General features: G+C 60.7%; 22 protein-coding genes. 9 read left to right on the top strand and 13 right to left on the bottom strand.

Features of this window, described 5'->3' with window-relative positions; all coding sequences use genetic code 11:
• The 13 genes from AMC99_RS03880 to dsrE2 form a co-directional block, all read right to left on the bottom strand.
• Entirely contained in the window at window positions 1-456 is a 456-nt protein-coding gene (locus AMC99_RS03880; protein ID WP_061923020.1) for a MaoC family dehydratase, read from the bottom strand.
• Between the two features lie 73 nt (window positions 457-529).
• Window positions 530-649, bottom strand: coding sequence for a DUF2474 domain-containing protein (locus AMC99_RS13845; RefSeq protein WP_157058247.1), 120 nt, complete (start codon window positions 647-649; stop codon window positions 530-532).
• A complete protein-coding gene (cydB, locus tag AMC99_RS03875) occupies window positions 646-1,647 on the bottom strand; it encodes a cytochrome d ubiquinol oxidase subunit II (protein WP_061923016.1) in 1,002 nt (333 codons plus the stop codon). Before cydB ends, AMC99_RS13845 begins: the two co-directional genes overlap by 4 nt.
• The gene (locus tag AMC99_RS03870; protein WP_061923013.1) at window positions 1,644-3,089 is read right to left on the bottom strand and encodes a cytochrome ubiquinol oxidase subunit I; all 1,446 of its coding nucleotides are present in this window, start codon (window positions 3,087-3,089) and stop codon (window positions 1,644-1,646) included. The genes cydB and AMC99_RS03870 overlap by 4 nt, the downstream gene beginning before the upstream one ends.
• A gap of 116 nt (window positions 3,090-3,205) precedes the next feature.
• A complete protein-coding gene (locus AMC99_RS03865) occupies window positions 3,206-3,835 on the bottom strand; it encodes a peroxiredoxin (RefSeq protein ID WP_061923010.1) in 630 nt (209 codons plus the stop codon).
• Between the two features lie 48 nt (window positions 3,836-3,883).
• Complete coding sequence (locus AMC99_RS03860; protein WP_232301502.1) at window positions 3,884-4,426, bottom strand: ferritin-like domain-containing protein; 543 nt, start codon at window positions 4,424-4,426, stop codon at window positions 3,884-3,886.
• Window positions 4,427-4,614: 188 nt separating this feature from the next.
• On the bottom strand, window positions 4,615-5,709 hold the full coding sequence (locus AMC99_RS03855; protein WP_061923007.1) for an Mrp/NBP35 family ATP-binding protein: 1,095 nt from the start codon (window positions 5,707-5,709) through the stop codon (window positions 4,615-4,617).
• A 1-nt stretch (window position 5,710) separates the two neighbouring features.
• Complete coding sequence (locus tag AMC99_RS03850; protein WP_061923005.1) at window positions 5,711-6,667, bottom strand: dimethyl sulfoxide reductase anchor subunit family protein; 957 nt, start codon at window positions 6,665-6,667, stop codon at window positions 5,711-5,713.
• Between the two features lie 12 nt (window positions 6,668-6,679).
• Window positions 6,680-7,426: a 4Fe-4S dicluster domain-containing protein gene (locus AMC99_RS03845; protein ID WP_061923002.1), complete on the bottom strand. Its 747-nt coding sequence runs from the start codon at window positions 7,424-7,426 to the stop codon at window positions 6,680-6,682.
• Window positions 7,423-10,398, bottom strand: coding sequence for a molybdopterin oxidoreductase family protein (locus AMC99_RS03840; protein WP_061922999.1), 2,976 nt, complete (start codon window positions 10,396-10,398; stop codon window positions 7,423-7,425). Before AMC99_RS03840 ends, AMC99_RS03845 begins: the two co-directional genes overlap by 4 nt.
• A 197-nt stretch (window positions 10,399-10,595) precedes the next feature.
• Window positions 10,596-11,888 carry an OmpP1/FadL family transporter gene (locus AMC99_RS03835; protein WP_061922996.1) on the bottom strand — a complete coding sequence of 431 codons (1,293 nt, stop codon included), beginning with the start codon at window positions 11,886-11,888 and terminating at the stop codon, window positions 10,596-10,598.
• A gap of 89 nt (window positions 11,889-11,977) precedes the next feature.
• The gene (locus tag AMC99_RS03830; RefSeq protein ID WP_061922993.1) at window positions 11,978-12,205 is read right to left on the bottom strand and encodes a sulfurtransferase TusA family protein; all 228 of its coding nucleotides are present in this window, start codon (window positions 12,203-12,205) and stop codon (window positions 11,978-11,980) included.
• Window positions 12,206-12,222: 17 nt separating this feature from the next.
• Window positions 12,223-12,741 carry a sulfur carrier protein DsrE2 gene (gene dsrE2, locus AMC99_RS03825; RefSeq protein ID WP_232301501.1) on the bottom strand — a complete coding sequence of 173 codons (519 nt, stop codon included), beginning with the start codon at window positions 12,739-12,741 and terminating at the stop codon, window positions 12,223-12,225.
• A gap of 114 nt (window positions 12,742-12,855) precedes the next feature.
• Here dsrE2 and AMC99_RS03820 point away from each other — a divergent pair, with 114 nt between their 5' ends.
• From AMC99_RS03820 to AMC99_RS03780, 9 genes are all read left to right on the top strand, one after another.
• Entirely contained in the window at window positions 12,856-14,010 is a 1,155-nt protein-coding gene (locus tag AMC99_RS03820; RefSeq protein ID WP_157058246.1) for an acetoin utilization protein AcuC, read from the top strand.
• Window positions 14,011-14,109: 99 nt separating this feature from the next.
• On the top strand, window positions 14,110-15,138 hold the full coding sequence (locus AMC99_RS03815; RefSeq protein ID WP_061922991.1) for a radical SAM protein: 1,029 nt from the start codon (window positions 14,110-14,112) through the stop codon (window positions 15,136-15,138).
• A gap of 28 nt (window positions 15,139-15,166) precedes the next feature.
• Window positions 15,167-16,459, top strand: a complete 1,293-nt coding sequence (locus AMC99_RS03810) for a radical SAM protein (protein WP_083440080.1) — start codon at window positions 15,167-15,169, stop codon at window positions 16,457-16,459.
• Complete coding sequence (locus tag AMC99_RS03805) at window positions 16,459-17,520, top strand: lipoate--protein ligase family protein (RefSeq protein WP_061922988.1); 1,062 nt, start codon at window positions 16,459-16,461, stop codon at window positions 17,518-17,520. The genes AMC99_RS03810 and AMC99_RS03805 overlap by 1 nt, the downstream gene beginning before the upstream one ends.
• On the top strand, window positions 17,517-18,221 hold the full coding sequence (locus AMC99_RS03800) for a glutamine amidotransferase-related protein (protein ID WP_061922985.1): 705 nt from the start codon (window positions 17,517-17,519) through the stop codon (window positions 18,219-18,221). Before AMC99_RS03805 ends, AMC99_RS03800 begins: the two co-directional genes overlap by 4 nt.
• A 76-nt stretch (window positions 18,222-18,297) precedes the next feature.
• Window positions 18,298-18,678, top strand: a complete 381-nt coding sequence (locus AMC99_RS03795) for a DsrE family protein (RefSeq protein ID WP_061922983.1) — start codon at window positions 18,298-18,300, stop codon at window positions 18,676-18,678.
• A 10-nt stretch (window positions 18,679-18,688) separates the two neighbouring features.
• Window positions 18,689-19,450: a 4Fe-4S dicluster domain-containing protein gene (locus tag AMC99_RS03790; protein WP_232301536.1), complete on the top strand. Its 762-nt coding sequence runs from the start codon at window positions 18,689-18,691 to the stop codon at window positions 19,448-19,450.
• 9 nt (window positions 19,451-19,459) lie between these two features.
• A complete protein-coding gene (locus AMC99_RS03785) occupies window positions 19,460-20,845 on the top strand; it encodes a heterodisulfide reductase-related iron-sulfur binding cluster (RefSeq protein WP_061922982.1) in 1,386 nt (461 codons plus the stop codon).
• Window positions 20,845-21,891 (top strand): FAD-dependent oxidoreductase, encoded by a 1,047-nt coding sequence (locus AMC99_RS03780; RefSeq protein ID WP_061922979.1) that lies wholly within the window; start codon window positions 20,845-20,847, stop codon window positions 21,889-21,891. Before AMC99_RS03785 ends, AMC99_RS03780 begins: the two co-directional genes overlap by 1 nt.
• Window positions 21,892-21,894: the final 3 nt, after the last annotated feature.

Here is a 21,894-nt window from a genome sequence, read left to right as displayed (position 1 = left end):
TCAGTCTTTCGGGCGCTTTCGCTGCAGCCCGGTGCGCTTGCAGCTCGCGACGAGATCGCCGTGCTGGTTGAAGGCTTCGTGCTTGAAGGTGACGATCCCCGCATCGGGGCGTGACTTGGAATCGCGAAGCTCCAGCACTTCGGTCACGATGCGCAAGGTATCGCCATGAAACACCGGCTTCGGGAAGCGGACCTCGTCCCACCCGAGGTTGGCTACCGCCGTGCCCAGCGTCGTGTCTCCGACGCTGACCCCGACCATCAGGCCGAGCGTATAGACAGAGTTCACGATGCGCTGCCCGAACTCGGTGCCCTGCATGTATTCTTCATCGAGATGCAGTTGTGCCGGATTGTGGGTCATGGTCGTGAACAGCACGTTGTCCGTTTCGGTCACGGTCCTGCGGATCGCGTGATCGAACTTCATCCCGACGTGCATTTCGTCGAACCATACCCCTGCCATCGTTAGCTCCTCTGCTGGCGTTGAGCCGCCTGATGGCGAAGAACCCATGCCGGGCGCAAGCTATTCCTTCAGGTCACGGGGCGAGCCAGGCGCGGATGACCAGCCCGACCACGCCGAGCGCGGCGACGCTGCCTGCCCAGATCAACGCCATCCAGCCGAGCCGTTTCCACAGCGGAGCTTCTTTGGCGCTCAATGGTAACCCTCCTCGCCGACTTTCCCGCGGAAGACCCAATATGCCCAACCGGTGTAAGCGATGATCAGCGGCATCGTGATGCCAACGCCGATCAGCATGAAGATCTGGCTGCTTTCGGGCGCTGCTGCGTCCCAGATCGTCACACCGGGAGGCACGACATAGGGCCACATGGTCGCGCCCAGTCCCGCCATGCCCATGAAGAAGAGCGCAATCGACAGCCAGAACGGCTTTGAATGCCGTTCGACGCCAAGCGCGCGCAGGAGGGCGATTGCGACGACAGCCGTCAGTATCGGGACAGGTGCCACGAAATAGATCTCCGGTGCCGTCAGCCAGCGCTCGGTATATTGGGCATTGAGCACGACATTGTAGAGGCTGACCGCGCCCATCAGGATCAGGGTCGCCCACGCGGCTTTCTTGGCGAGCGAGCGTGCATGAGCCTGCCCTTCCCCGTCGAGCTTCCACACCAGCCATGTCGATCCGAGCAAGGCGTAACCGGCGACGGTCCCGATGCCCGTGAGCAAGGTGTATGGCGTCAGCCAGTCGAACCAGCTGCCCGCATAGGATCGGTCCACGACCTCGATCCCTTGCAGCAAGGCCCCCAGCGTCATGCCCTGCGCCATCGCCGCGACGAGGGAACCGCCGGTGAAGGCGGCATCCCACCACCGCCTGTGCCCTTCGTCACGCCAGCGATATTCGAAGGCGACGCCGCGAAAGACCAGCCCAAGCAGCATGGCGATGATGAGCGGATAGGTCGCCGGCAGGATGATCGCATAGGCGAGCGGGAAAGCTGCAAACAGGCCGCCGCCGCCCAGGACTAGCCAGGTCTCGTTGCCGTCCCAAACGGGCGCGATCGAGTTCATCGCCTTGTCCCGCTCCGGCCCCGCCTCGAATGTCGGGAAGAGGATGCCAATGCCAAGGTCGAACCCGTCCATGACAACATAGGCAAAAATGCCAAAGGCGATGATGAACGCCCAGACCACGGTCAGATCGATATTCATCGCGCTTCCTCCTCGTTCCGGGGAAGGACGTCCGGGTCTCCCGGATTCTGTGTCGGCCCAGGCGTGATCCCGGCCGTGCGGATCGGTCCCTTGTCTCCGCGCTTGACGCCCTTCTCGCCTGTTTGCGGGGCGGATTTCATAAGGCGCAGAATGTACCAGACGCCGACGCCGAAGACGGTGAAGTAAACCAGCACGAAGGCGAGTAGCGATGCACCGACTGCCGGCGCGTCGAGCGGACTAGCGGCATCGGCCGTGCGCAGGAGGCCGTAGATGACGTAGGGCTGGCGTCCGACTTCGGTAGTGATCCATCCGGCGATAACCGCGACAAAGCCCGCAGGTGCCAGCAGGATCGCCCCGCGATGGAGCCATTTCCAGTCGTAAAGCTTGCCGCGCATCCGCGCGAGCAGGCTCCAGGCGCCGATACCTAGCATGGCAAAACCAAGGCCGACCATGATGCGGAAGGACCAGAAGACGATACCGACGGGCGGTTCTTCATCGTCGGGTATCGTGTCGAGTCCGGCGAGGGGCGCATCGGCATCGTGCTTCAGGATCAGCGAGGAGGCTTTCGGAATCTCGATCGCATATTTGACCGTCTTTTCCTCGCTGTCGGGAATGCCGAACAGGATCAGCGGCGCACCGTCTGGATGGCTCTGGAAGTGTCCCTCCATCGCCATGACCTTTTGCGGCTGATGCTCCAACGTGTTCAGCCCGTGCATGTCGCCGGCAAAAATCTGGAGAGGCGTGACCAGCGCGGCCATCCACATCGCCATGCTGAACATCTTGCGAGCGTGAAGGTTGGTCCGGTCCTTGAGCAAGTGCCAGGCGCCCACCCCGCCGACGACGAATGCGGTGGTCAGATAGGCCGCCATGACTGTGTGAACCAGGCGATAGGGGAAGCTGGGATTGAAAACGATGTCCCACCAGCTTTCGCCGGGGAGGAACTGGCCGTTCTCTCCGATGATGTGACCGACCGGGGTCTGCATCCAGCTGTTCACCGACAGGATCCAGAAGGCGGAGACGAACGTGCCGAGCGCGACCATGAGCGTCGCTGTGAAGTGCAGTTTCCTGCCGACCTTGTTCATGCCGAACAGCATGACGCCGAGGAACCCAGCCTCGAGGAAGAAGGCGGTGAGAACTTCGTAAGCCATCAGCGGCCCGATGACGGGGCCAGCCTTGTCCGAGAATACCGACCAGTTGGTCCCGAATTGATAGGACATCACGATGCCCGAGACGACACCCATGGCAAAGGCGATCGCGAAGATCTTGAGCCAGTATTTGAACAGGTCGAGATAGAGCTGCTTGCCGGTCTTGAGCCAAAGGCCCTCCAGCACCGCGAGGTAGCTTGCAAGGCCGATCGAAAAGGCCGGAAATATGAAGTGGAAGCTCACCGTGAAGGCGAACTGGATCCGGGCGAGCAGCAATGCGTCTAGCTGGTCGAACATTGGGGCACCTTAATCGAGGCGGAAAGATTGATCGAACGCAAATTTGCGAAGACTTGTTCGATCCTGTGCATGCGTTGAAACGCCCGCTCCTTGGCGAAGCGGGCGTTCCGGGGGGATCAGGCGACCTTGGTGGTACGCAGGTAGGGCTTGATGGTCTCGAAACCCTGCGGGAAGAGTTCGCGGGCATCTTCATCGCTGATCGACGGCGGAATGATCACATCTCCGCCGGGTGTCCAGTTGGCCGGCGTCACAACCTTTGCCCTATCGGCAAGCTGAAGGCTGTCGATGACGCGCAGGATCTCGTCGAAATTGCGCCCCACGCTCATCGGATAGGTCATGACCAGCCGGATTTTCTTGGCAGGGTCGATGATGAAGACCGATCGTACGGCAGCGGTAGCGCTCTGGTCCGGGTGGATCATGTCATAGAGCTTCGCGATGCTGATATCGGGGTCGGCCAGGATCGGGAATTTCAGCGTGGTGTGCTGGGTTTCATCGACATCCTTGATCCATTCGAGATGCTCTTCGACGGTATCGGTCGAAAGGCCCAGCGGCTTCACGTTGCGCTTGTCGAACTCATCGGCGAGCTTCGCTGTCATGCCCATTTCGGTGGTGCAGACAGGGGTGAAATCGGCCGGGTGGCTGAAGAAGAAGACCCAGCTGTCGCCAGCCCATTCGTGGAGGTTGATCTCGCCGGCAGTGCTGTCGACGGTGAAGTTCGGCGCGGTATCGCCAATGTGGAGAGACATGAGGGATTTCCTTTTCGTTTTGCAGTTTTTTCGAGATTTCGAATGCGATCAGTGACTGCCCCGGCCAAAGCCCATGCCGCCCTGACCCATCGTGCCGCCCCGGGCGACGCAGCGCTCGAAAGCGGGAAGATGGCGCTCGCGAGAGGCCCACTGGAGCTTGGAGAGCGTTTCGCGCACGCTGTCGTCCTCGATCGTGGGAAGGAGACGGTCGTAGAGCGCAATATTCTCGATTTCCGCAGTCACGCCCTGCTCGCAGGCACCGAGCAGCGTTGCGGGCACTTCAAGCGTGCCAAGATACGGGTTCGCTTCAGGGTAGCTGACGCCGAGCCGGTCCATTTCCGCCTTCGCCATCGCGGCATGATGCCGTTCGGCCTCGATGATGTTGATGAAGGGCCGCGCTTCGCCATGATTGTCGATGACTGCCGCATAGATTGCTTCGGCACGATACTCGTCGTCGAGCGCGGTCAGGAGAGCCTGGGCATCGCCGTTCACTGCGGCTGCATTGGCCGGTGCCTCTACCCCCGGCGCGCCCGCGGTGGTGATCAGGGCCAAGGCTGCCAGTCCGGTATTTCTCAGATTTTTGCGGGTCATCGTCGGCCTCCTTTGCTGACAGACATCAACTAGGAGGCTGCGCCAAAGATAACCAATTCAATTATTCAATTACATATATCGAACATGCAGATTCCACTAACTGTTTGGGAGCAGCCGCGCAAAACTGGGCTATCGACGCGTAGACCCGCGGCGGGACAGTTATTCAAATCTGAAAGGTTGAGGAACGGTCAGGCGTCGATCTGCTCGGCAATCCTGCCTGCGATCTCGCCGTATCGGGCGGCAATTTCAGAACCCGGATCGGCGAGCACGATCGGTGTGCCCGTTTCTGCACGACGCATGATGACAGGGGCGAGCGGAATTTCTCCCAGCACCTCGATGCCCTTCTCCTTTGCCGTGGCAACTGCGCCGCCATGCCCGAAGATATCGTGCTTGCTGCCGCAATCGGGGCAAACGAACTGGCTCATGTTCTCGATCATGCCGAGGACCGGAATGCCGACCTGGTCGAACATGTCATACGCCTTGCGCGCATCGATCAGGGCGATGTCTTGCGGCGTGGAAACCAGCACGACGCCATCGATCGGGACGGTCTGGACCAGCGTCAGTTGGGCATCGCCGGTACCGGGAGGCAGGTCGACGACCAGCACGTCCAGATCGCCGTCGATGTCCCAGGCAACGCCTTTCAGCAATTGCTGCACTGCACCGATCACCATCGGGCCGCGCCAGATCGTGGCGCGGTCTTCAGGAACGAGATGCCCCATCGAAATCGCCCTGATCCCGTGACGCACGGCCGGCTCGATCCTGTCGTTTTTCGTGAAGCCGGGCTTCTCACCCGCCCCAAGCATCTTGGGAATGCTGGGACCGTAAATGTCGGCGTCCAGCACCCCGACGTTCAAGCCGCGCTGCTTAAGCGCGCAGGCCAGGTTGACGGCGGTCGTCGACTTGCCGACCCCTCCCTTGCCACTCGCGACAGCAATGATCGTCCTCACGCCTTCTAGCCGCTCGGGCGGCGGAGGTGCCGGAGGCTTCATGCCCATCGCAGGCGGGGGCCTGTTGTCGGCCTCTCCCGTAGGTCGATGTGCGGTCAGCACGGTGCGCACCGACTTGACGCCCGAGAGAGCGGAAACGGCAGTCTCGCAGCCTTTCGCCGCCTTCTCCATGACTTCGCGCGCCTGCGGATCGGTTTTGAGGATCAGGGTGACGTTGCCATCCTTGATACCGATATGCTCGACCGCGCCCGAGGCCACGATGTCGCCGCCCGTCAATGGGTGAAGGACGGTCGACAACGCATCGCGGACACGCTTTTCGGTCAATGGTCGCAGCATGTCAGACAGCCTGTTCGCCGTAGTAAAGCGTTACCGCATGCTTGGCTTCGGCGAAGAACAGCCACCGCTCGGCAGTAATGCCGATCTGGCAGGCCATTGCGGCAAGCAGGAACATGATCGTTGTAACGGCGCCGCTGGTGAAGGTGAGCGCAGCAGCGATAGCGAATAGCGGCACGATGAACGCAAGAAGTGTCGCGGTCCGGCGAAGCTTCTCCGCATGCTTGCGGGCAATCCGGAAGCCCATCTCGCGGAGCAGGTAATTGTCGGTATCGTGCGGGCTGGCTGTCATTTCAACCTTGCCCAGGTGACCGAGGCCCGTCGCCGTCCCTGCAGTGCTAACCACCTTTCCGCTGTGGATATGGGACCAGTAACCTCTTTTCACGACCAATCCGGCAAGCAGCAGCGCGACAGAAATTGCTGCGACGATCCTTGCTGCCTCTGCGGCCCCGAACAGCGAGAGTAGCAGCGCCAGGATCACCGCGCCGTTCATCGGTCCGAGCACCAGATAGCCCGCAACCGTCCAGCCATTGTGCCAGGCAGGGATCGTCTTGAGAGAGGCGTAAATCTTGGACGTCGTGAAAACCGTTACCAGGCTCATCACGGCGCCGATCAATCCTGCGATCACGGCGAGCGAGCGATCACCGATTGCGAAGGTCCACATCAGCGCGAAGAGGCCAAGCGGAGCGAAAGTGATGATCGCCGAAACGCCTTCGCGCGAGAGCCAGCTCGACCGCCATTGCGACAGGGCCCGCCAAGCCCGCTCCGGCCGGCCGAGGTGGAATGTCGATGACAGCAAGCCTGCTACAATCAGTCCGAGACCAAGACCGAAGGCGATGATCCCGAACGGCATCGACTGCGGAAGGAGGCCCATCGTGGCAAGCACGGCCAGCCACACCATCATGCCATAGCCTGCGCCGCTGGCGGTGGTGAAAAAGATGACGGATTTCGCCGGATGCATGTCAGCGTTCCTTCACGAAAACATCTTGTCGACCCAGCGCGCGATCAGGCCGGCGCCGTCGCTGCTGGTGTCTGCATGATCGAGCATCCGTGGCGCTTTCCCGTCGTCGCCGCGCTGGCGCGGCCTTGGTGGCAGGTAGCGGTTGACGGGCTTCGTTTCCTGTTCGGGCATCAGCGCATAACCTTCGCGTGCCGCGACCAGTTTCGAAACCTCGCTGTCCGGATCGCCGAGATCGCCGAAACTCCGCGCACCAGCGGGACAGGTGGATACACAGGCCGGTACCCGGCTCTCTTCGGGCAGGTTTTCGTTGTAGATCTTGTCGACGCACAGCGTGCATTTCTTCATCACGCCTTCGTGCTCGTCATATTCGCGCGCACCATAGGGGCACGCCCACGAACACAGCTTGCAGCCGATGCAGGTATTTTCATTGACGAGGACGATACCGTCCTCCTCGCGCTTGTAGCTCGCACCTGTTGGACAGACGGTCACACACGGCGCATCTTCGCAATGGAGACAGCTGCGCGGGAAATGGACGGTCTGGCCGCGTCCCTCCTCGTCCGTCGTTTCATAGGTGTGGACGCGGTTGAACCAGACGCCGTCAGGCTTCTTGCCGTAAGGGTCGTAGTCGGTCAGCGGCGCCATCTTGCCGGCCGTGTTCCATTCCTTGCAGTTCACTGCGCAGGCATGGCAGCCGACGCAGATGTCGAGGTCCACCACCAGCCCCAGTTTCCTGGCCGTTGTCTTGGGAAGACTCGTCATGTGTCTTCCCTCACCCGGTTGCCCCGCCCGTCCCTGATGCCTTCGACCCAACTGTGGTTGGCGGAACGCTGGCCGATGAAATCGCGCAGCGGCGATTTGCCGCCTGTGTCGTCGCCCTTCAGGTCATCCCCGAATTCGAGCGGCCCATCCTGCCCCGAAAACCTTTTGGCAACAGGCTCGAACATCGGTTCGGTTTCGCCTGCTTCTGCCGGGCTGCATTTCCGCAGTCGGACGCGCAGGTCGTACCATGCCGCCTGCCCGGTCACGGGGTCGGAATTGGAGTAGGCCTTGTCGCCCTTCTTGGGCAGAAGCATCTCCGTGATGATGTGATTGAGCAGGAAGCCTCTGGTGAACTCGGGGCTATCCTTGTCGAGGCCCCAGGCACCCTTGCGCTTGCCGATCGCGTTCCATGTCCAGACCACGTTTTCGTTTACGCCGGTCACGAGCTTGACCTGCGCCTTCACCCTGCCGCGGCCGTTCTCGATCCACACCCAGTCGTCATCGGCAAGCTCGTGCTTCGCCGCGAGATTGCGATGGAGATGCAGCTTGTTGGCCGAAGTGATCTGGCGCAGCCAGGCGTTCTGCGAACCCCAGCTGTGGTACATGTGCATGGGGCGCTGCGACAAGGCGTGGACAGGGAATTCTTCGCCGCCCTCGTCCGCCTCCAGGAACGGCTGGTACCAGATAGGCAGCGGGTCGAAATAGGTCTCGATCCGCTCTCGGTGCGCTGGCGGCGGCTGGATTTCGCCATGGCCTCGAGCAGCCAGGCGAAAACGCTGCAAATCCTCGTTGTAAAGATGGAAGGCAATCGGATCGGCATGGCCCAGCCAGCCCATCGATTTGGCATAATCGAGATACTCTCGGTTGGCGAATTTGAAATATTGCGCCGAATGCGGAAGCTCTTCCGACCAGAAGCAGCCATTCTCGATATAGCGTTCGAGCTGGTCGGGATTGACTGCACCGACACCCGATTTCTCGCCATTCTCACCCCGCCATCCGGACAATGGTCCGATCCCGGGGGATCGCTCGTGATTGACGATGTAATCGGAATAGCCCCCGGGATATTTCGGCGACCCGTCGTTGTTCACCATGCCGGGCAGGCCCAACCTTGCGCCAAGATCGAGCAGGACCGTCTGGAACGGCCTGACATCGCGATCGAGCGGAACCACCGGCTGCCTGATGCTGTCCCCTGCGCCATGTGCCGAGGAGATGGGCCGGTCGAGCATGGAAATGCAGTCCCATCTCTCCAGATACGTCGTGTCCGGCAGGATAAGGTCGCAATAGGGTACCGTTTCGGACCAGAAGGCATCGGAATAGATGATCTTCGGGATGACGTATTCGCCGTCGTCGCGCTTCGCCGTGAAGTAACCCAGCGTCTTGGGGATGTTCATCGACGAATTCCACGCCATGTTCGCCATGAACATGAACAGGACGTCGATGCCATAGGGGTCCTGCGTCGCTGCATTGTGCAGCACCATGTGCATCAGGCCGTGCAGCGCGAGCGGATGCTCCCAGCTATACGCCTTGTCGATGCGCAAGGGCTCGCCATACTGGTCGACGATCAGGTCTTCCGGACCGCGCGGAAAACCGAGCGGCGGGCCGGACAGGGGCGTCGCCGCCTCGGCCTTGGGCCAGGCCGGCTTGATACCGGGGGGCACGGGCTTGGGGAACGGCGCCTTGTAACGCCAGCCGCCCGGCACATCGACCGACCCCAGCAATGCCTGGAGGATATGGATGGCGCGGCAGGTGTGGAAACCGTTCGAATGGGCCGAAATGCCGCGCATGGCATGGAACGATACCGGCCTGCCGACCATCTTGTCGTGCTTGCGGCCCCATGCATCGGTCCACGGCTGCTCGATGACGAGTTCCTGCTCGAATGCGACCTCGGCCAGTTCGGCAGCGATACGGCGAGTAACGTCAGCCGGAACACCGGTCGTTTCCGCCACTGCCTCCGGCGAATATTGCGCGTCGAGATAGCGTTCGGCGAGATACTGGAACGACGGGACGACCTTGCGTCCCATCACCTCGCGCTCGCCGGCGAAGGCAGGGGATGCATCTCCACCGGTCGCCGCCTTTGCGCTGCTATCGGCAAGGTCCCACAGCAGCGGAGCACCGTTCTCGTCGCGCAGGAATAGGCCGTCGTCAGGCGCGCCATCCTCGCGGATCACCAGCCACGGAGCATTCGAGTAACGCGCCAGATAGGGAAAATCGATCTTCTCGGCGCGCAGCAGCTCGTGAATGATCGCAAACAGGAACAGCCCGTCGGTGCCAGGGCGGATCCCCACCCATTCGTCGGCGATTGCGCTGTACCCGGTACGCACCGGATTGACCGAGACGAACTTCGTCCCCGGCCGCGTCTTGAGATTGCCGAGGCCCAGCTTGATCGGGTTTGAATCATGGTCGTCGGCGACGCCCAGCATGACGAGATATTTCGTCCGCTCGAAATCGGGCTCGCCGAATTCCCAGAACGCCCCGCCCAGCGTGTAGAGGCCACCTGCCGCCATGTTGACCGAGCAGAAGCCGCCATGCGCAGCGAAGTTATGAGTGCCGAACTGGGTCGCCCACCAACCCGTCAGCGATTGCGACTGGTCGCGCCCGGTAAAGAACGCGAGCTTGCCCGGATCGCGATTGCGCAACTCGCCGAGCCAGTCGGTCGCGAGAGACAGCGCCTCGTCCCACTCGATTTCCTTGAACTCTCCGCTGCCACGTTCTCCGACACGGAGCAGCGGCTTGGTCAGCTTCGCCGGTGAATACTGGTGCATGATCCCGGCGCTGCCCTTCGCGCACAGAACGCCCTTGTTCACAGGATGATCGGGGTTGCCTTCGATATAGCGGATCTTGCCGCTTTTGAGATGAACCTTGATGCCGCAGCGGCAGGCGCACATGTAGCAGGTGGAGGTTTTGACCTCGTCCGAGACTTCCGGCGAGAGCGCAGCCTCTTCCGTGACGGTCTCGAACGGATTCAATCCCATATGCTCGTCTCCCCGCGCAAATCTTTTATATGATGATTTGCTAATGTAGGTATTGCAGCGATGGAGGCGGCACGCAACAGCCTAGGACGTTTATCCCGAGATCGCGATCGGGCGACCGGTCCTTCACGCTCCCAAAATTCTGGATGAAGCCGCGGACACGGGCGCAAAAGCCCTCGCCCGCGGCACGTCGATTTACCCTAGAGCTTGAACTTCATGCCAAGGGTGAATTCCCACTGGTTCATCTTGATTTCGATGTCCCGCCCGGGGTTGGGGCCCATTGGAGTGACCTCGATCCCCGTCACGCTCTCGCCCGGCGAATGCATCAGCGCGAGCTCGAGAGTGCTGCTGTCACCCATTGCGAAGCTTGCACCGGCAGTGAAGTGATCCTTCTGCACGCCGGGTGCGAGCACGTTGATGGTGACATCGTCGCCGGAGATCGGCTGCGAGTTATGCGAATAGCCGAACCGGAAGGCGCTGCCTTCGTCCGGGCGGTATTCGACGCCTAGCTTGTAGGCATCGACGTCATCCCAGCCGAAACCCGGACCATCCGTCGAACCGAACGGCAGCATGACGCTGGACGGATTGTTGACCGAAGTCACATCGGAATAATTGATTCGGCGATAATCGGCCATCACGGTCAGCTGGGGGCTGACGTCGGCAGCGATCCCGACCTGCCATGTCGACGGGATGTCGAAGCCGCCCTGATCCGCGAACAGGCCGGCATATTCGTCGAATTCGCCCATGCTGAACTTGGTCTGGTAGGTCGCGCCGATGCGGAAGCCGGGTGCCGGATCGACCTGCACGCCGACCCTGGCCCCGAATCCGGTCGAATATGACTGTCCATTGTCAGTCAGGTTCGTCGGATCGCTCGATACACCTCCGAACGCTGCAAGCCCGCGTGCGCGGAAACGCTGGACTGCAAAGATTGGTGTGACACCGACCTTCACCGCCCCGAAATCATGCGCGTATGCGGCCGAGAAGAATAGCTGCATCAGGTTCACGCCCGACTTGCCGCCGCAATAGACGCCGTCGCTGGCCGGGAACGGACCTGAAGAGCAGGCCGGGTTATCTACCGCGCTGTAATTGGTGTTGAGGCCGCCATTGCCCGACAGCGAGAAACCGAGCGTACCGTTTTCGCCGACCTTGTAGGCGATGGCGAAATTCGGGATCGGAAATATGTCGACGTTGCTTTCGGTGGTTCCATCCGGAAGGAAGCCGGGACCACCTGTCACCGTAAACTCTCGGTTGGGATTGAACAGGGACAGGGCCACGGCGACTTCGTTTTCATCGAGGTTCGCAAGGCCGGCGGGATTGATCGTGATCGCGGTGGCGTCTCTCGCGTCGGCGACACCGGCACCGGCAACTGCCTTGTGTCTCGCCCCGACACCGTTGGCGAAATAGCCTTCGGTTGCATATGCTTGGCTCGCACCAAGCGTGAGAGCACACAATGCAGCGGCACATTTCATATGTGCCTTCAGTAGCTTACCCATATCATCCTCTCCCCAGAGTTATGGTTTTTATTGCTTCAGACGGGCATCTCCGAATTTCATTTTTGTGCAGGAGCGACCCATCCGGGCAATTACGCGACGCGTTCGATTATGAAGCGATATACGCCTCCGTCTTCGCCGTGTTCGACAAGCTTGTTACCGGTCGTACGCGTGAAGGCTTCGAAGTCCTTCACCGAGCCGGGATCGGTCGCGAGGATTTCGAGCGTCTGGCCATTCTCCAGATCCTTCAGCGCCTTTTTCGCCTTGAGAATCGGAAGCGGACAGTTGAGCCCCTTCGCGTCGAGCGTTGCATCGGCCATGTGAGGTATTCTCCCAATTACATGTAGAGGTTGATGTCGGACTGAAGTGCCGACTCCATCCACGTCGCGGCACCGCCAAGTTCGATACCGTCGATCATATCCTCTTTCTTCTTCTCGAACAGGTCGAGCGTCATCTGGCAGGCGATCATGCGCACATCGGACAGCACGGCAGCCTCGCGCAGTTCCTCGATCGAGGCGACGCCCTTCTTCTTGATCATGTTCTTCATCATCGCGGTCGCACCGCCGGTGACGCCGGGAAGCATGCCGACCAGGTTGGGCATGCCCATGTGCATCCCCATCATCGGCATTTCCATTGCCGGATTGCCGAGCGGCGAAACCTTGAGGTCGAGCTCCTTGTCGAGCAGGCCGAGACCGTAGAAGGTGAAGAACATCGTCACTTCGACATCCATCGCCGCAGCGGTCGTGCCGAGGATGAACGGAGGATAAGCCCAATCGAGCGTGCCCTTCGTACAGATGATCGTCATTTTCTTGGTGTTGTCGAGATTGAGCCCCGCCTCTCCCATGCGTTCCTCCATCGCCAGTTATCGCAATCCGCCGCATTAGCGGTTGCTATATTAGAAAACTCGAAACTATAGATTCAATTCGACCTTGTCCATAGAAGGTGAACAGTCCGTCAAAGGAGCCGTAACTTGGCCGAATTGCAACGCTTTTTGACGAATTCGGCAATCGCGCAGCGCCCTGCAAAGTTTATCGGCGGCGAAATCTACACCCGCCCGTCCTTCGGATCGAATCACCCTCTTTCCTACACCCGCCAGGGTTCTGTCGTGGAGCTGTGCAGGCGCCTCGGCTGGCTCGACGAGGACACCTACCTCCAGAGCCCGATCGCAGATTTCGATACACTGATCCGTGTGCATAAACGCGACTATGTCGCTGCGCTGAGGGCCGCGAGCGAGAGGGGCAGTGTCTCTTCTGCCGAGCGCGAGCAATACCGCTACGGCACGATGGAAAACCCGATATTCAAGGGGGTCTTCGAGCGCGCTTCGACAACTGTCGGCGGTTCTATGCTGGCAGCCCAGATCGCGCTTTCCGGTGAAATCGCATTCCACCCGGCTGGCGGTACGCATCATGGCCGTCCAGACCGCGCCAGCGGCTTCTGTTATTTCAACGATCCGGTCTATGCGATCCTGACCTTCCTCGACGCTGGTCTTACCCGCGTGCTTTATGTCGATATCGACGCCCACCACGGTGACGGCGTGTTCGATCACTTCGAAGGCGACGAGCGCGTCGCCTGCATTTCGGTCCACGAGGCGGAACGCTGGCCCTACACCGGCCTGATCGCGGACCAGTCCAGCCGGGCCCTGAATATTCCGGTGCCATCGGGTGTGAACGACAGCGAATATGCCCTGCTGATGGAGCAGGTCGTCATGCCCTTCGCACGGCGCTTCGATCCGCAAGCGGTCGTCATAACTTGTGGCGCCGATGCGCTGGCGGGCGATCCCCTGTCGCATATGCAGCTGAGCAACAACGCCCTGTGGCAGGCAGCAATCGACCTTTGCGCGCTGACCCCTTCGGCAGTCGTGCTTGGCGGTGGCGGCTATAATCCCTGGACCACAGTCCGGTGCTGGGCGGGATTGTGGGGCCTGCTATCTGGACAGGAATTTCCTGCCGCGCTGCCGCAACCAGCTCGCGAGCTTTTGTCCGGGTTCGACTCCGACCTGGTGGACGAGGATGATATCGAGCCGTGGTGGATCGGAAGCCTGTCCGATCCTGTCACCGCCAGCGAGATTCGCGAAAGCGTGAAATCACTCACATCCGAACTGCGCGAAACGCATGCACTGAGGTGAAAACCGCAGAAAAGCGCGATTTGTGCGCACTATACATTAGCGATACCTAATGTATAACTTGCGAGTCTAGGCAAAGGAAGGGAGAGTCCGTTGCACTGGATGGAAAAGCTTCAGACGATCGAACCGCTGGAAGATGCGGTGTTCGACGCTGGACTGGTCGCTGCCATGGAGCAGCGCGCCGACTACGCCCTGCCCCGTTCGGTTCGTTTTTCCACGCCGACCTTCAAGGAATATCAAAGCGAGGAACTCCAAGGGTGCGGGAAGAACAGCTTCCCCGCCTTTTCGATCACTGCCGGCGGATGCGCCCTCAATTGCGATCATTGCCAGAAGAAGATCCTCGAACCGATGATCCCGGCAACGAGCCCGGAAATGCTCGAACAGAAGGTCCGCGACCTGATCCTGCTGCAGAACCTGCAAGGCTTCCTCCTTTCGGGCGGATCGAACAGGCGCAACGAGATCCGCTACGAACGTTTCCTGCCGGTGGTCGAGAAGCTCAAGAACGAGTTCCCGCATCTCAAGATCGCGATCCACACAGCCCTGCTCGACGAAACGCTGGCCAAGAGCATGGAGAGCGCCGGTGTCGATACGGCCATGATGGACGTCATCGGGGCGCAGGAGACCATCAATCAGGTCTATAACCTCGATCGCCCGGTCGAAGATTTCGAAGCCACTTTGGCCGCGCTTACCTCGACCAGCATGGAAGTCAGCCCGCACATCGTGGTCGGCCTCCATTATGGCGAGATATTGGGCGAAGCGAACGCGCTCGATATCTGTGCGCGCTACGACATCAACGCGCTCGTCCTCGTCGTGATCATGCCATTCTATGCCAAGCCCGGCACGTTCAGGACCCCATCGACCCAAGATGTGGGCAGAATCTTCCTGGAAGCGCGCACCAGGCTTGCCGACAAGAAAGTCCTTCTCGGCTGCGCGCGACCGCCGGGGATGCACAAGCGCGTGACCGATGCCTACGCCGTGATGGCCGGTCTCGACGGGATTGCCTTCCCCGCAGACGGAGCCGTTTCGGTCGCGCAGGCCATCGGCCGACCCTTCGAACAGGAACACGCCTGCTGCTCGATCAAGCTGGGGCAGACGGGTGACAACGCGGTCAAGGTCGCTTGCGCCGCATGAGAGATACAGCATTGGGAGAGTACCGCCGATGAGTTGCCTCAAGAACGAGAACGCGCAGCCTTCTAATGCGGGTGCGGGCGGAGCGGACTTCAATGCGGCGGTCGCGATGCAGCCGCGCATCCCAGATGTCATCGCGCCGGAACTGCGCAATGGCGGCCGGGTCAAGAGCAACGCGGTGTCCCCGACAGGGCTCTATTTGCCCAACAACAATATCCAGACCCCGGCCATGACCTCGCCTGAATATGTGCAGATCAGCACGGCGGCTGCGATGACGCTGGGGCTGATGCCGGGGAGCATGCACGGTTGTTCCTGCACCCGCTGCCTCAACCTGCTCCTGACCTATCCGGAAGGATGCCGCGCCAACTGCGCCTATTGCGGTTTGGCCCGCCACCGCGAGGCCGATCGCGACTATGCCGACCGCAATTTCATCCGTGTCGACTGGCCGGCGGTGCCGATGGAGCAAATCTCGGAGATCGTCGGCCGCGACGGTGCGAACAGCCCGTTCCACCGCATGTGCATCTCGATGATCACCCATCCTCGTTCCGACGAGGACACGTTCACAGTGCTCAAGACATGGACCGACCATGTCTCGCCCGACGACATCCCGGTTTCGATCCTGTCGAACCCCACCACGATGCAGCGCGAGGACGTCTCGACCCTGAAGGACATGGGCGCCGACATCTTCACCGTCGCGCTCGATGCGGTGACTCCCGAAATCTTCGACCGCACCCGCGGCAAGGGCGTGCAGAGCCCTCATAGCTGGAAGAAATACTGGGAGATCCTGGAGGATGCGCGCGACATCTTCGGGAACAAGAAATTCGGCGCGCATGTAATCATCGGCATGGGCGAAACCGAGTTCGAAGCGCTAAGCCTGATCCAGCAACTGGTCGACATGGGCGGTCATAGCCACCTGTTCTGTTTCTTCCCCGAGAAGGGCAGCCTGATGGACCATTTGCCGGCGACGCCGCGCGACCAGTGGCGCAGGGTCCAGTTGGCCCGTTACATGATTGATTATTGCGGCGTGCGGGTCGAACAGATGAAATTCGACAGCGAAGGGCGCGTGACCGACTATGGCCTGCCCGCGGCAGAAACCGACATGATCATCGACACCGGCATCGCTTTCCGCACCAGCGGTTGCCCGGGCAAGTTCCAGGAGGATATTTCCGCCTGCGACCGTCCTTATGGCGACAGTCCCGTATCCGACATCGCAAGCTATCCCTTCCAGCCGGAAGGCGCGCATATGAAGAAGATCCGCAGCCAGCTCGGCCGGACCCGCCCGGGCGAGGAATACGAGGCCGGCGAAGAGTTCGAGAGCCTCTGATGGCGGCGCAGTTCAGGGTCGTCGACACCGGCGTTCGGACGGGTCGCCAGAACATCGCGCTCGACCGCGCCCTGATCGAGGCGCGCATCGCGGGCGAGATTGGCGACACGATTCGCTTCATCGAATTCGAACCATGCGCACTGATCGGTCGACACCAGGATCTGGCGCAGGAACTCAATCTCGAAGCGTGCCGCCAACGCGGCGTACAGACGGTTCGCCGCATGACCGGCGGCGGTGCAATCTATATGGACCGCGGCCAGCTTGGCTGGGCGCTCGTTTGCGACCGCCGCGTCTTCGGGAAAGTCACCCTGCCCGACATTACCGAGAAGATCTGCACAGCGATCGCCGCGGGACTGTCGAAACTGGGCGTCGATGCTCGCTTTCGCCCGCGTAACGATATCGAGATCGAGGGACGCAAGGTTTCAGGTACCGGAGGGTTCTTCGACGGCAATATCCTGATTTTCCAGGGGACCGTGATCCTCGACATCGATCCTGCCGCGATGATGGCGGTGCTGAACGTTCCGCAGGCAAAGCTCGAAAAGCGGCAACTCGCCGATGCGGGTGCGCGGGTCACATCGTTGAAGGCGGAGCTCGGCGAGATGCCCGATCTCGCTGGCGTGAAGGCGGCTCTGCTCGAAGGCCTGGCGGAAGTCCTCGATATCGAAACCATTGCCGGCGAACTCACCGCGCACGAGCAGGCGCTGGCCGACGAAGCCTATGACGACGAAATCGGGACCGAAGAGTTCGTGTCCGAAATCTGCGATCCCGCGCGTGAAGCAGGTGTCATGGTCGGTCAGAACCGGGCCCGCAACCTGACCGCATACCTTCGTGTCGACGGCCAGCGCGACCGCCGGATTCGTGAAGTGCTGTTCGTGGGCGATGTGTTCGTCACGCCGCCGCGCGCACTGCTCGACCTGGAATCGCAGCTGCGCGGGTCCGACCTCGATGATGTGGCGGGCAAGGTCGATGCCTTCTTCGCCGATCCCGCGATCTCGATGCTGGGCCTCGCACCACCCGATTTCGCCGACGCGGTGCACGATGCGATGCAAGTGCCGGCGTGAAGCAACTCACCGTCATCCAGCACACATCGGCGGACTATCTCGGACTGATCGAGGATCACCTTGAAGGCAGGCGCATCCGTTTCCACTATCATCGCCCGTTTACCGAAGCAGGCAAGGTCCCGCCTTTCGAACAGATCGGCGACGGGCTGATCCTGCTTGGCGGTGGCCCCTGGGGTAGCGCCGGGGAACGCGACGTCCCTACCCTCGCCGACGAAATCGCCCTTGCCCGAAATGCTTTCATGCACGGTCTTCCGATCATCGGCATCGGGCTTGGCGCGCAGATCATCGCTCTTGCCTGTGACGGGTCGGTTGAGGCTGGTCCGCTCGAATTCACCCTGCGCACGGCGACCCGCTGCGAGGACGATGCCCTCTGCGGCTTCATGCCCGAAACTTACCTCAACCCGGTGTACATGCGCGATCGGCCGGTGCCGCCGGACTACGCCAGGATCATCTCGCGCGACGAGGCCGGACGCGCTGCCGCGTTCCAGATCGGTGAGAATATTTTCGGTTTCACCGGCCATCCCGGTTTCAAGCGCGCCATGGCCGAGGACCTGATCATGGAATTCGAGGAAGGCCCCGAAAATCCGGGAGCGAATCTCGACGCGCTGGGCAATGCCAAGCACGCCGTTGCCGATGCGCTGGTACCGATCATGACAGGGCTGGTGATGGCTACCAAGCTTATGGAAACAAAGGATTCATAGACCTTGCTTAATTAGCAATTCCTAATATGATGCTTTATCGGGAGTCTCAAAAGGGACACGGAGAGGAGAGGCCGCAATGGCGGAAAAGCTGGTCATCATCATGGCGAATACCGACCCCAGCAATGGCGAGGAACTGGGTGCGCCCATCTTCCAGGCCACGGTCGCGGCCGCGATGGAATACGAAGTCGAAGTGATCTGCACCGCCACCTCCGGCAAGCTCATGAAAAAGGGCGTCGCCGAAAAGCTGGTCGTGAAGGAAGGCTCGCCCAAAACCGTCTATGATTTCATCAAGGACGCGCACGAGGCCGGAGCCAAATTCTTCTGCTGCTCGCCGAATCTCGACCTGTTCGACATGGGCAAGGACGACCTGATCCCCGAATGCTCGGATATTGTCGGTGGGGCCTATCTCATCGAACAGGTCATGGAAGACGACGACGTCCGCGTCCTGACATATTGAGGTGAGCGAGATGGATGCAGCTCACACTTCGACCCGCGTCCAGGAATACATCGGTGACCCGATTGAGGGTACGCAGGAAGTCGACCGTGGTACGCTGGAAGAAATCTTCGGCGACATCCAGTCCGACCTGCGCTTCGACCACGAGCTCAATGGCTGCCTGAACTGCGGCATTTGCACGGCGACCTGCCCCGCCGCCCATTATTACGATTTCAGCCCGCGCGAGATCGTCCAGCTTCTCTGGACCGAAAATCTCGAGGGTATTTATGACGCGATGCAGGAAAAGATCTGGTCCTGCGCGCAATGCTATACCTGTGCTGCCCGCTGCCCCTTCGGAAATTCGCCCGGCGGCCTTGTCATGCTCATGCGTGAGACCGCCATCAAGCACGGGATGGAGAGCGCAAAAAGTGTCCTCCGCCCCTTCAGCCGCGTGATGCTGAAACTGATCTCTACCGGCAACCAGCTGTCGCCGGACATGATCAACCCCGATCATTTCGGTGACTGGGGTCCAAATATCTCGAAGATCGATGCGCCGCTCCAGATCCTTCGTCGCGCGATCCCGATGCCCACGCTGAACACGATCAAGACCGCGTGGGAAACCAATCTCAAGACCTCTGTCGAACTCTACACCATTTGGGAAGAGAGCGGCGTTCTCGACCAGCTCGAAACCATCGATGAAAACCTCTTCGACGTGATCGAAGACATCATGGACGAGAAGCGGGACGAATGGGACGACTTCCTCGAAGAGCAGGAAGACGAAGACGACGACGATTAAGGAACGGCCATGACCAACCCTACCGGAAATGATGGCGAACGCTTTACCGGCCACGGTGCCGAATGGCGCGATTCAAACCTGTCGCCGGCCGAAGCGATGCAGGCGACGAGCTGGGTCGAACAGAAGATCGACAAGCGGTCGATGCTGACCAACAAGGATCGCGTTCACGACATTCGCGACGTCATGTGGCAGCTCGAAAAGGAAGGCGAGATCGTCGTCCACCGGGTCGAAGACCAGCACGCGCCGCGCATCGCGAAAACGCTCTACGGCTGGGAGAAGAAGATCCCGACCCGCCAGCTGTGGCACCACAAGAGCTGCGGCCAGTGCGGCAACATTCCGGGCTATCCCACGGCGCTGCTGTGGATGATGAACGAGATGGACATCCCCTATCTCGACGAGACCGACCAGACCAGCTGCACCGCGTGGAATTACCACGGTTCGGGCATCGGCAACATCGTCAGCCTGGCCGCCGTTTTCCTGCGCAACTTCCACCAGGCATACGTCGCGGCAAAGGCAGAGGGACTGCCTGAGGGGTATTACTATCCGCTCGTCCACTGCGGCACTTCCTTCGGCAATTATAAGGAGGTACGCGAGTATCTTCTGTTGTCATCGAGCCTGCGCGAGAAGGTCAAGGCGATCCTCGGCAAGCTCGACCGGCTGGTCGACGGCAAGCTGCTGATTCCTGAAGAAATCGTCCACTATTCCGAGTGGGTCCATGTCATGCGGCAGGACATCGCCAACCGGCAGCAGTTCGACGTATCGGGCGTGCGCGCAACGATCCACCCGGCCTGCCACGTTTACAAGATGATCCCGCAGGACGTCATCTATGACGACGACGTACTCGACGGAAACCGCGTCGCCGTCTCGACCGGCGTGGTCCAGTCGCTGGGTGCGCAGGTGATCGATTATTCGACCTGGTACGATTGCTGCGGCTTCGGCTTCCGCCACATCATTTCGGAGCGCGAATTCACCCGCAGCTTCGCCATCGACCGCAAGATCAAGATCGCGGTGGACGAAGCAAAGGCCGACGTCATGATCGGCCACGACACGGGCTGCATCACCACGCTCGACAAGAACCAGTGGATCGCCAAGGCGGACGAACGCAACGAAGGCAAGGACTATTCCCTGCCGGTCATCGCCGACATCCAGTTCGCCGCCCTCGCCTGCGGTGCCCATCCCTACAAGATCGTGCAATCGCACTGGCACGCTTCGCCGATGGAACGCTTGTTCGAAAAGATGGGCATCGACTGGGAAGCCCGCAAAGCCGAGTTCGAGCAGTATCTCGAACAGGTGAAGGCCGGGAAACAGGAAAATCTCTACGATCCGCGTCGCCGCATCACCGGAGGCCCGGGTTACATTCCGCCTGAAAAACGCATGCAGATAGGGGCGCAATAATGACGAAACCCGTCCTCGTAGTGGGTGGAGGGCCCGCAGGACTTGCCGCCGCTCATTCGCTGGCCATCGCCGGGCAGCAGGTGGTGGTTGTCGACAAGGCGGACCGCCTGGGCGGCGCGCCGATCCTTTCGGGATATGCGAAGCTTGCCCCCACCTTCGAATGGGCGACTGACGCCATCGGGCCAATGGTCGATCGCGTGGTGAACCACCCTGCGGTGACAGTTCATACCGATACGACGGTAAGCGAGTTTTCCGGCGAGCTCGGCAATTTCACCGCCACGCTTTCGAACGGGCAGAGCGTCGAATGTTCGTCGGCCATGCTGTGCACCGGCTTCACCCACTTCGATAGCATCAACAAGCCGGAATGGGGCTTCGGCACTTTCCCTGACGTGGTTACCACGACGCAGGTCGAACAGATGATCTCCAGCGGCAAAGGCATTCGTCGCCCGTCCAATGGCGAGCCGCCCAAGCGCGTCGCCATCCTGCTGTGCGTCGGTAGCCGCGACCGCCAGATCGGGCGTGAATGGTGCTCCAAGATCTGCTGCACCGTCTCTGCCAAGATGGGCATGGAAATCCGCGAGGAACTGCCGGATTGCCACGTATACATCTACTACATGGATATCCGGACCTTCGGCCTTTACGAGGAAATCTACTGGAAGAGCCAGGAAGAGCATAAGGTAAAATACATCAAGGCGCGTATCGCCGAGGTGACGAGCGACGGTGACAAGGTCATCGTCAAGGGCGAGGACACGCTGGTCAAACGCCCGATCACCATCCCCTTCGACATGGTCGTCCACGCAATCGGCATGGATCCGAACGTCGACAACATGCTGCTTTCCAGCATCTTCGGCGTCGAACTGCATCACTGGGGCTATATCAAGCGGCAGAACAATTACGGCGTCGTCGGCGCCACCAACCGCGACGGCGTGTTCGTTGCAGGCGCCGCGACCGGCCCTGAAACGATCGACGATTCCATCGCGCAAGGGACTGCGGCCGCCATGTCATTGCTGGCATCGCTCGGTCCGCATCTGGAGGCAGCCGAGTAATCC

The organism is Altererythrobacter epoxidivorans (genome assembly GCF_001281485.1).
Lineage (GTDB): Bacteria > Pseudomonadota > Alphaproteobacteria > Sphingomonadales > Sphingomonadaceae > Erythrobacter > Erythrobacter epoxidivorans.
The sequence above is the reverse complement of the archived record's forward strand: the minus strand, read 5'-3'. Positions and strand labels throughout refer to the sequence as shown.

Excerpts from the sequence above, each read along its gene's own strand:
- AMC99_RS03880 (WP_061923020.1), bottom strand. The coding sequence starts at position 456 with ATGGCAGGGGTATGGTTCGACGAAATGCACGTCGGGATGAAGTTCGAT.
- cydB (WP_061923016.1), bottom strand. The coding sequence starts at position 1,647 with ATGAATATCGATCTGACCGTGGTCTGGGCGTTCATCATCGCCTTTGGC.
- AMC99_RS03870 (WP_061923013.1), bottom strand. The coding sequence starts at position 3,089 with ATGTTCGACCAGCTAGACGCATTGCTGCTCGCCCGGATCCAGTTCGCC.
- AMC99_RS03865 (WP_061923010.1), bottom strand. The coding sequence starts at position 3,835 with ATGTCTCTCCACATTGGCGATACCGCGCCGAACTTCACCGTCGACAGC.
- AMC99_RS03860 (WP_232301502.1), bottom strand. The coding sequence starts at position 4,426 with ATGACCCGCAAAAATCTGAGAAATACCGGACTGGCAGCCTTGGCCCTG.
- AMC99_RS03855 (WP_061923007.1), bottom strand. The coding sequence starts at position 5,709 with ATGCTGCGACCATTGACCGAAAAGCGTGTCCGCGATGCGTTGTCGACC.
- AMC99_RS03850 (WP_061923005.1), bottom strand. The coding sequence starts at position 6,667 with ATGCATCCGGCGAAATCCGTCATCTTTTTCACCACCGCCAGCGGCGCA.
- AMC99_RS03845 (WP_061923002.1), bottom strand. The coding sequence starts at position 7,426 with ATGACGAGTCTTCCCAAGACAACGGCCAGGAAACTGGGGCTGGTGGTG.
- AMC99_RS03840 (WP_061922999.1), bottom strand. The coding sequence starts at position 10,398 with ATGGGATTGAATCCGTTCGAGACCGTCACGGAAGAGGCTGCGCTCTCG.
- AMC99_RS03835 (WP_061922996.1), bottom strand. The coding sequence starts at position 11,888 with ATGGGTAAGCTACTGAAGGCACATATGAAATGTGCCGCTGCATTGTGT.
- AMC99_RS03830 (WP_061922993.1), bottom strand. The coding sequence starts at position 12,205 with ATGGCCGATGCAACGCTCGACGCGAAGGGGCTCAACTGTCCGCTTCCG.
- dsrE2 (WP_232301501.1), bottom strand. The coding sequence starts at position 12,741 with ATGGAGGAACGCATGGGAGAGGCGGGGCTCAATCTCGACAACACCAAG.
- AMC99_RS03815 (WP_061922991.1), top strand. The coding sequence starts at position 14,110 with ATGGAAAAGCTTCAGACGATCGAACCGCTGGAAGATGCGGTGTTCGAC.
- AMC99_RS03810 (WP_083440080.1), top strand. The coding sequence starts at position 15,167 with ATGAGTTGCCTCAAGAACGAGAACGCGCAGCCTTCTAATGCGGGTGCG.
- AMC99_RS03805 (WP_061922988.1), top strand. The coding sequence starts at position 16,459 with ATGGCGGCGCAGTTCAGGGTCGTCGACACCGGCGTTCGGACGGGTCGC.
- AMC99_RS03795 (WP_061922983.1), top strand. The coding sequence starts at position 18,298 with ATGGCGGAAAAGCTGGTCATCATCATGGCGAATACCGACCCCAGCAAT.
- AMC99_RS03790 (WP_232301536.1), top strand. The coding sequence starts at position 18,689 with ATGGATGCAGCTCACACTTCGACCCGCGTCCAGGAATACATCGGTGAC.
- AMC99_RS03785 (WP_061922982.1), top strand. The coding sequence starts at position 19,460 with ATGACCAACCCTACCGGAAATGATGGCGAACGCTTTACCGGCCACGGT.
- AMC99_RS03780 (WP_061922979.1), top strand. The coding sequence starts at position 20,845 with ATGACGAAACCCGTCCTCGTAGTGGGTGGAGGGCCCGCAGGACTTGCC.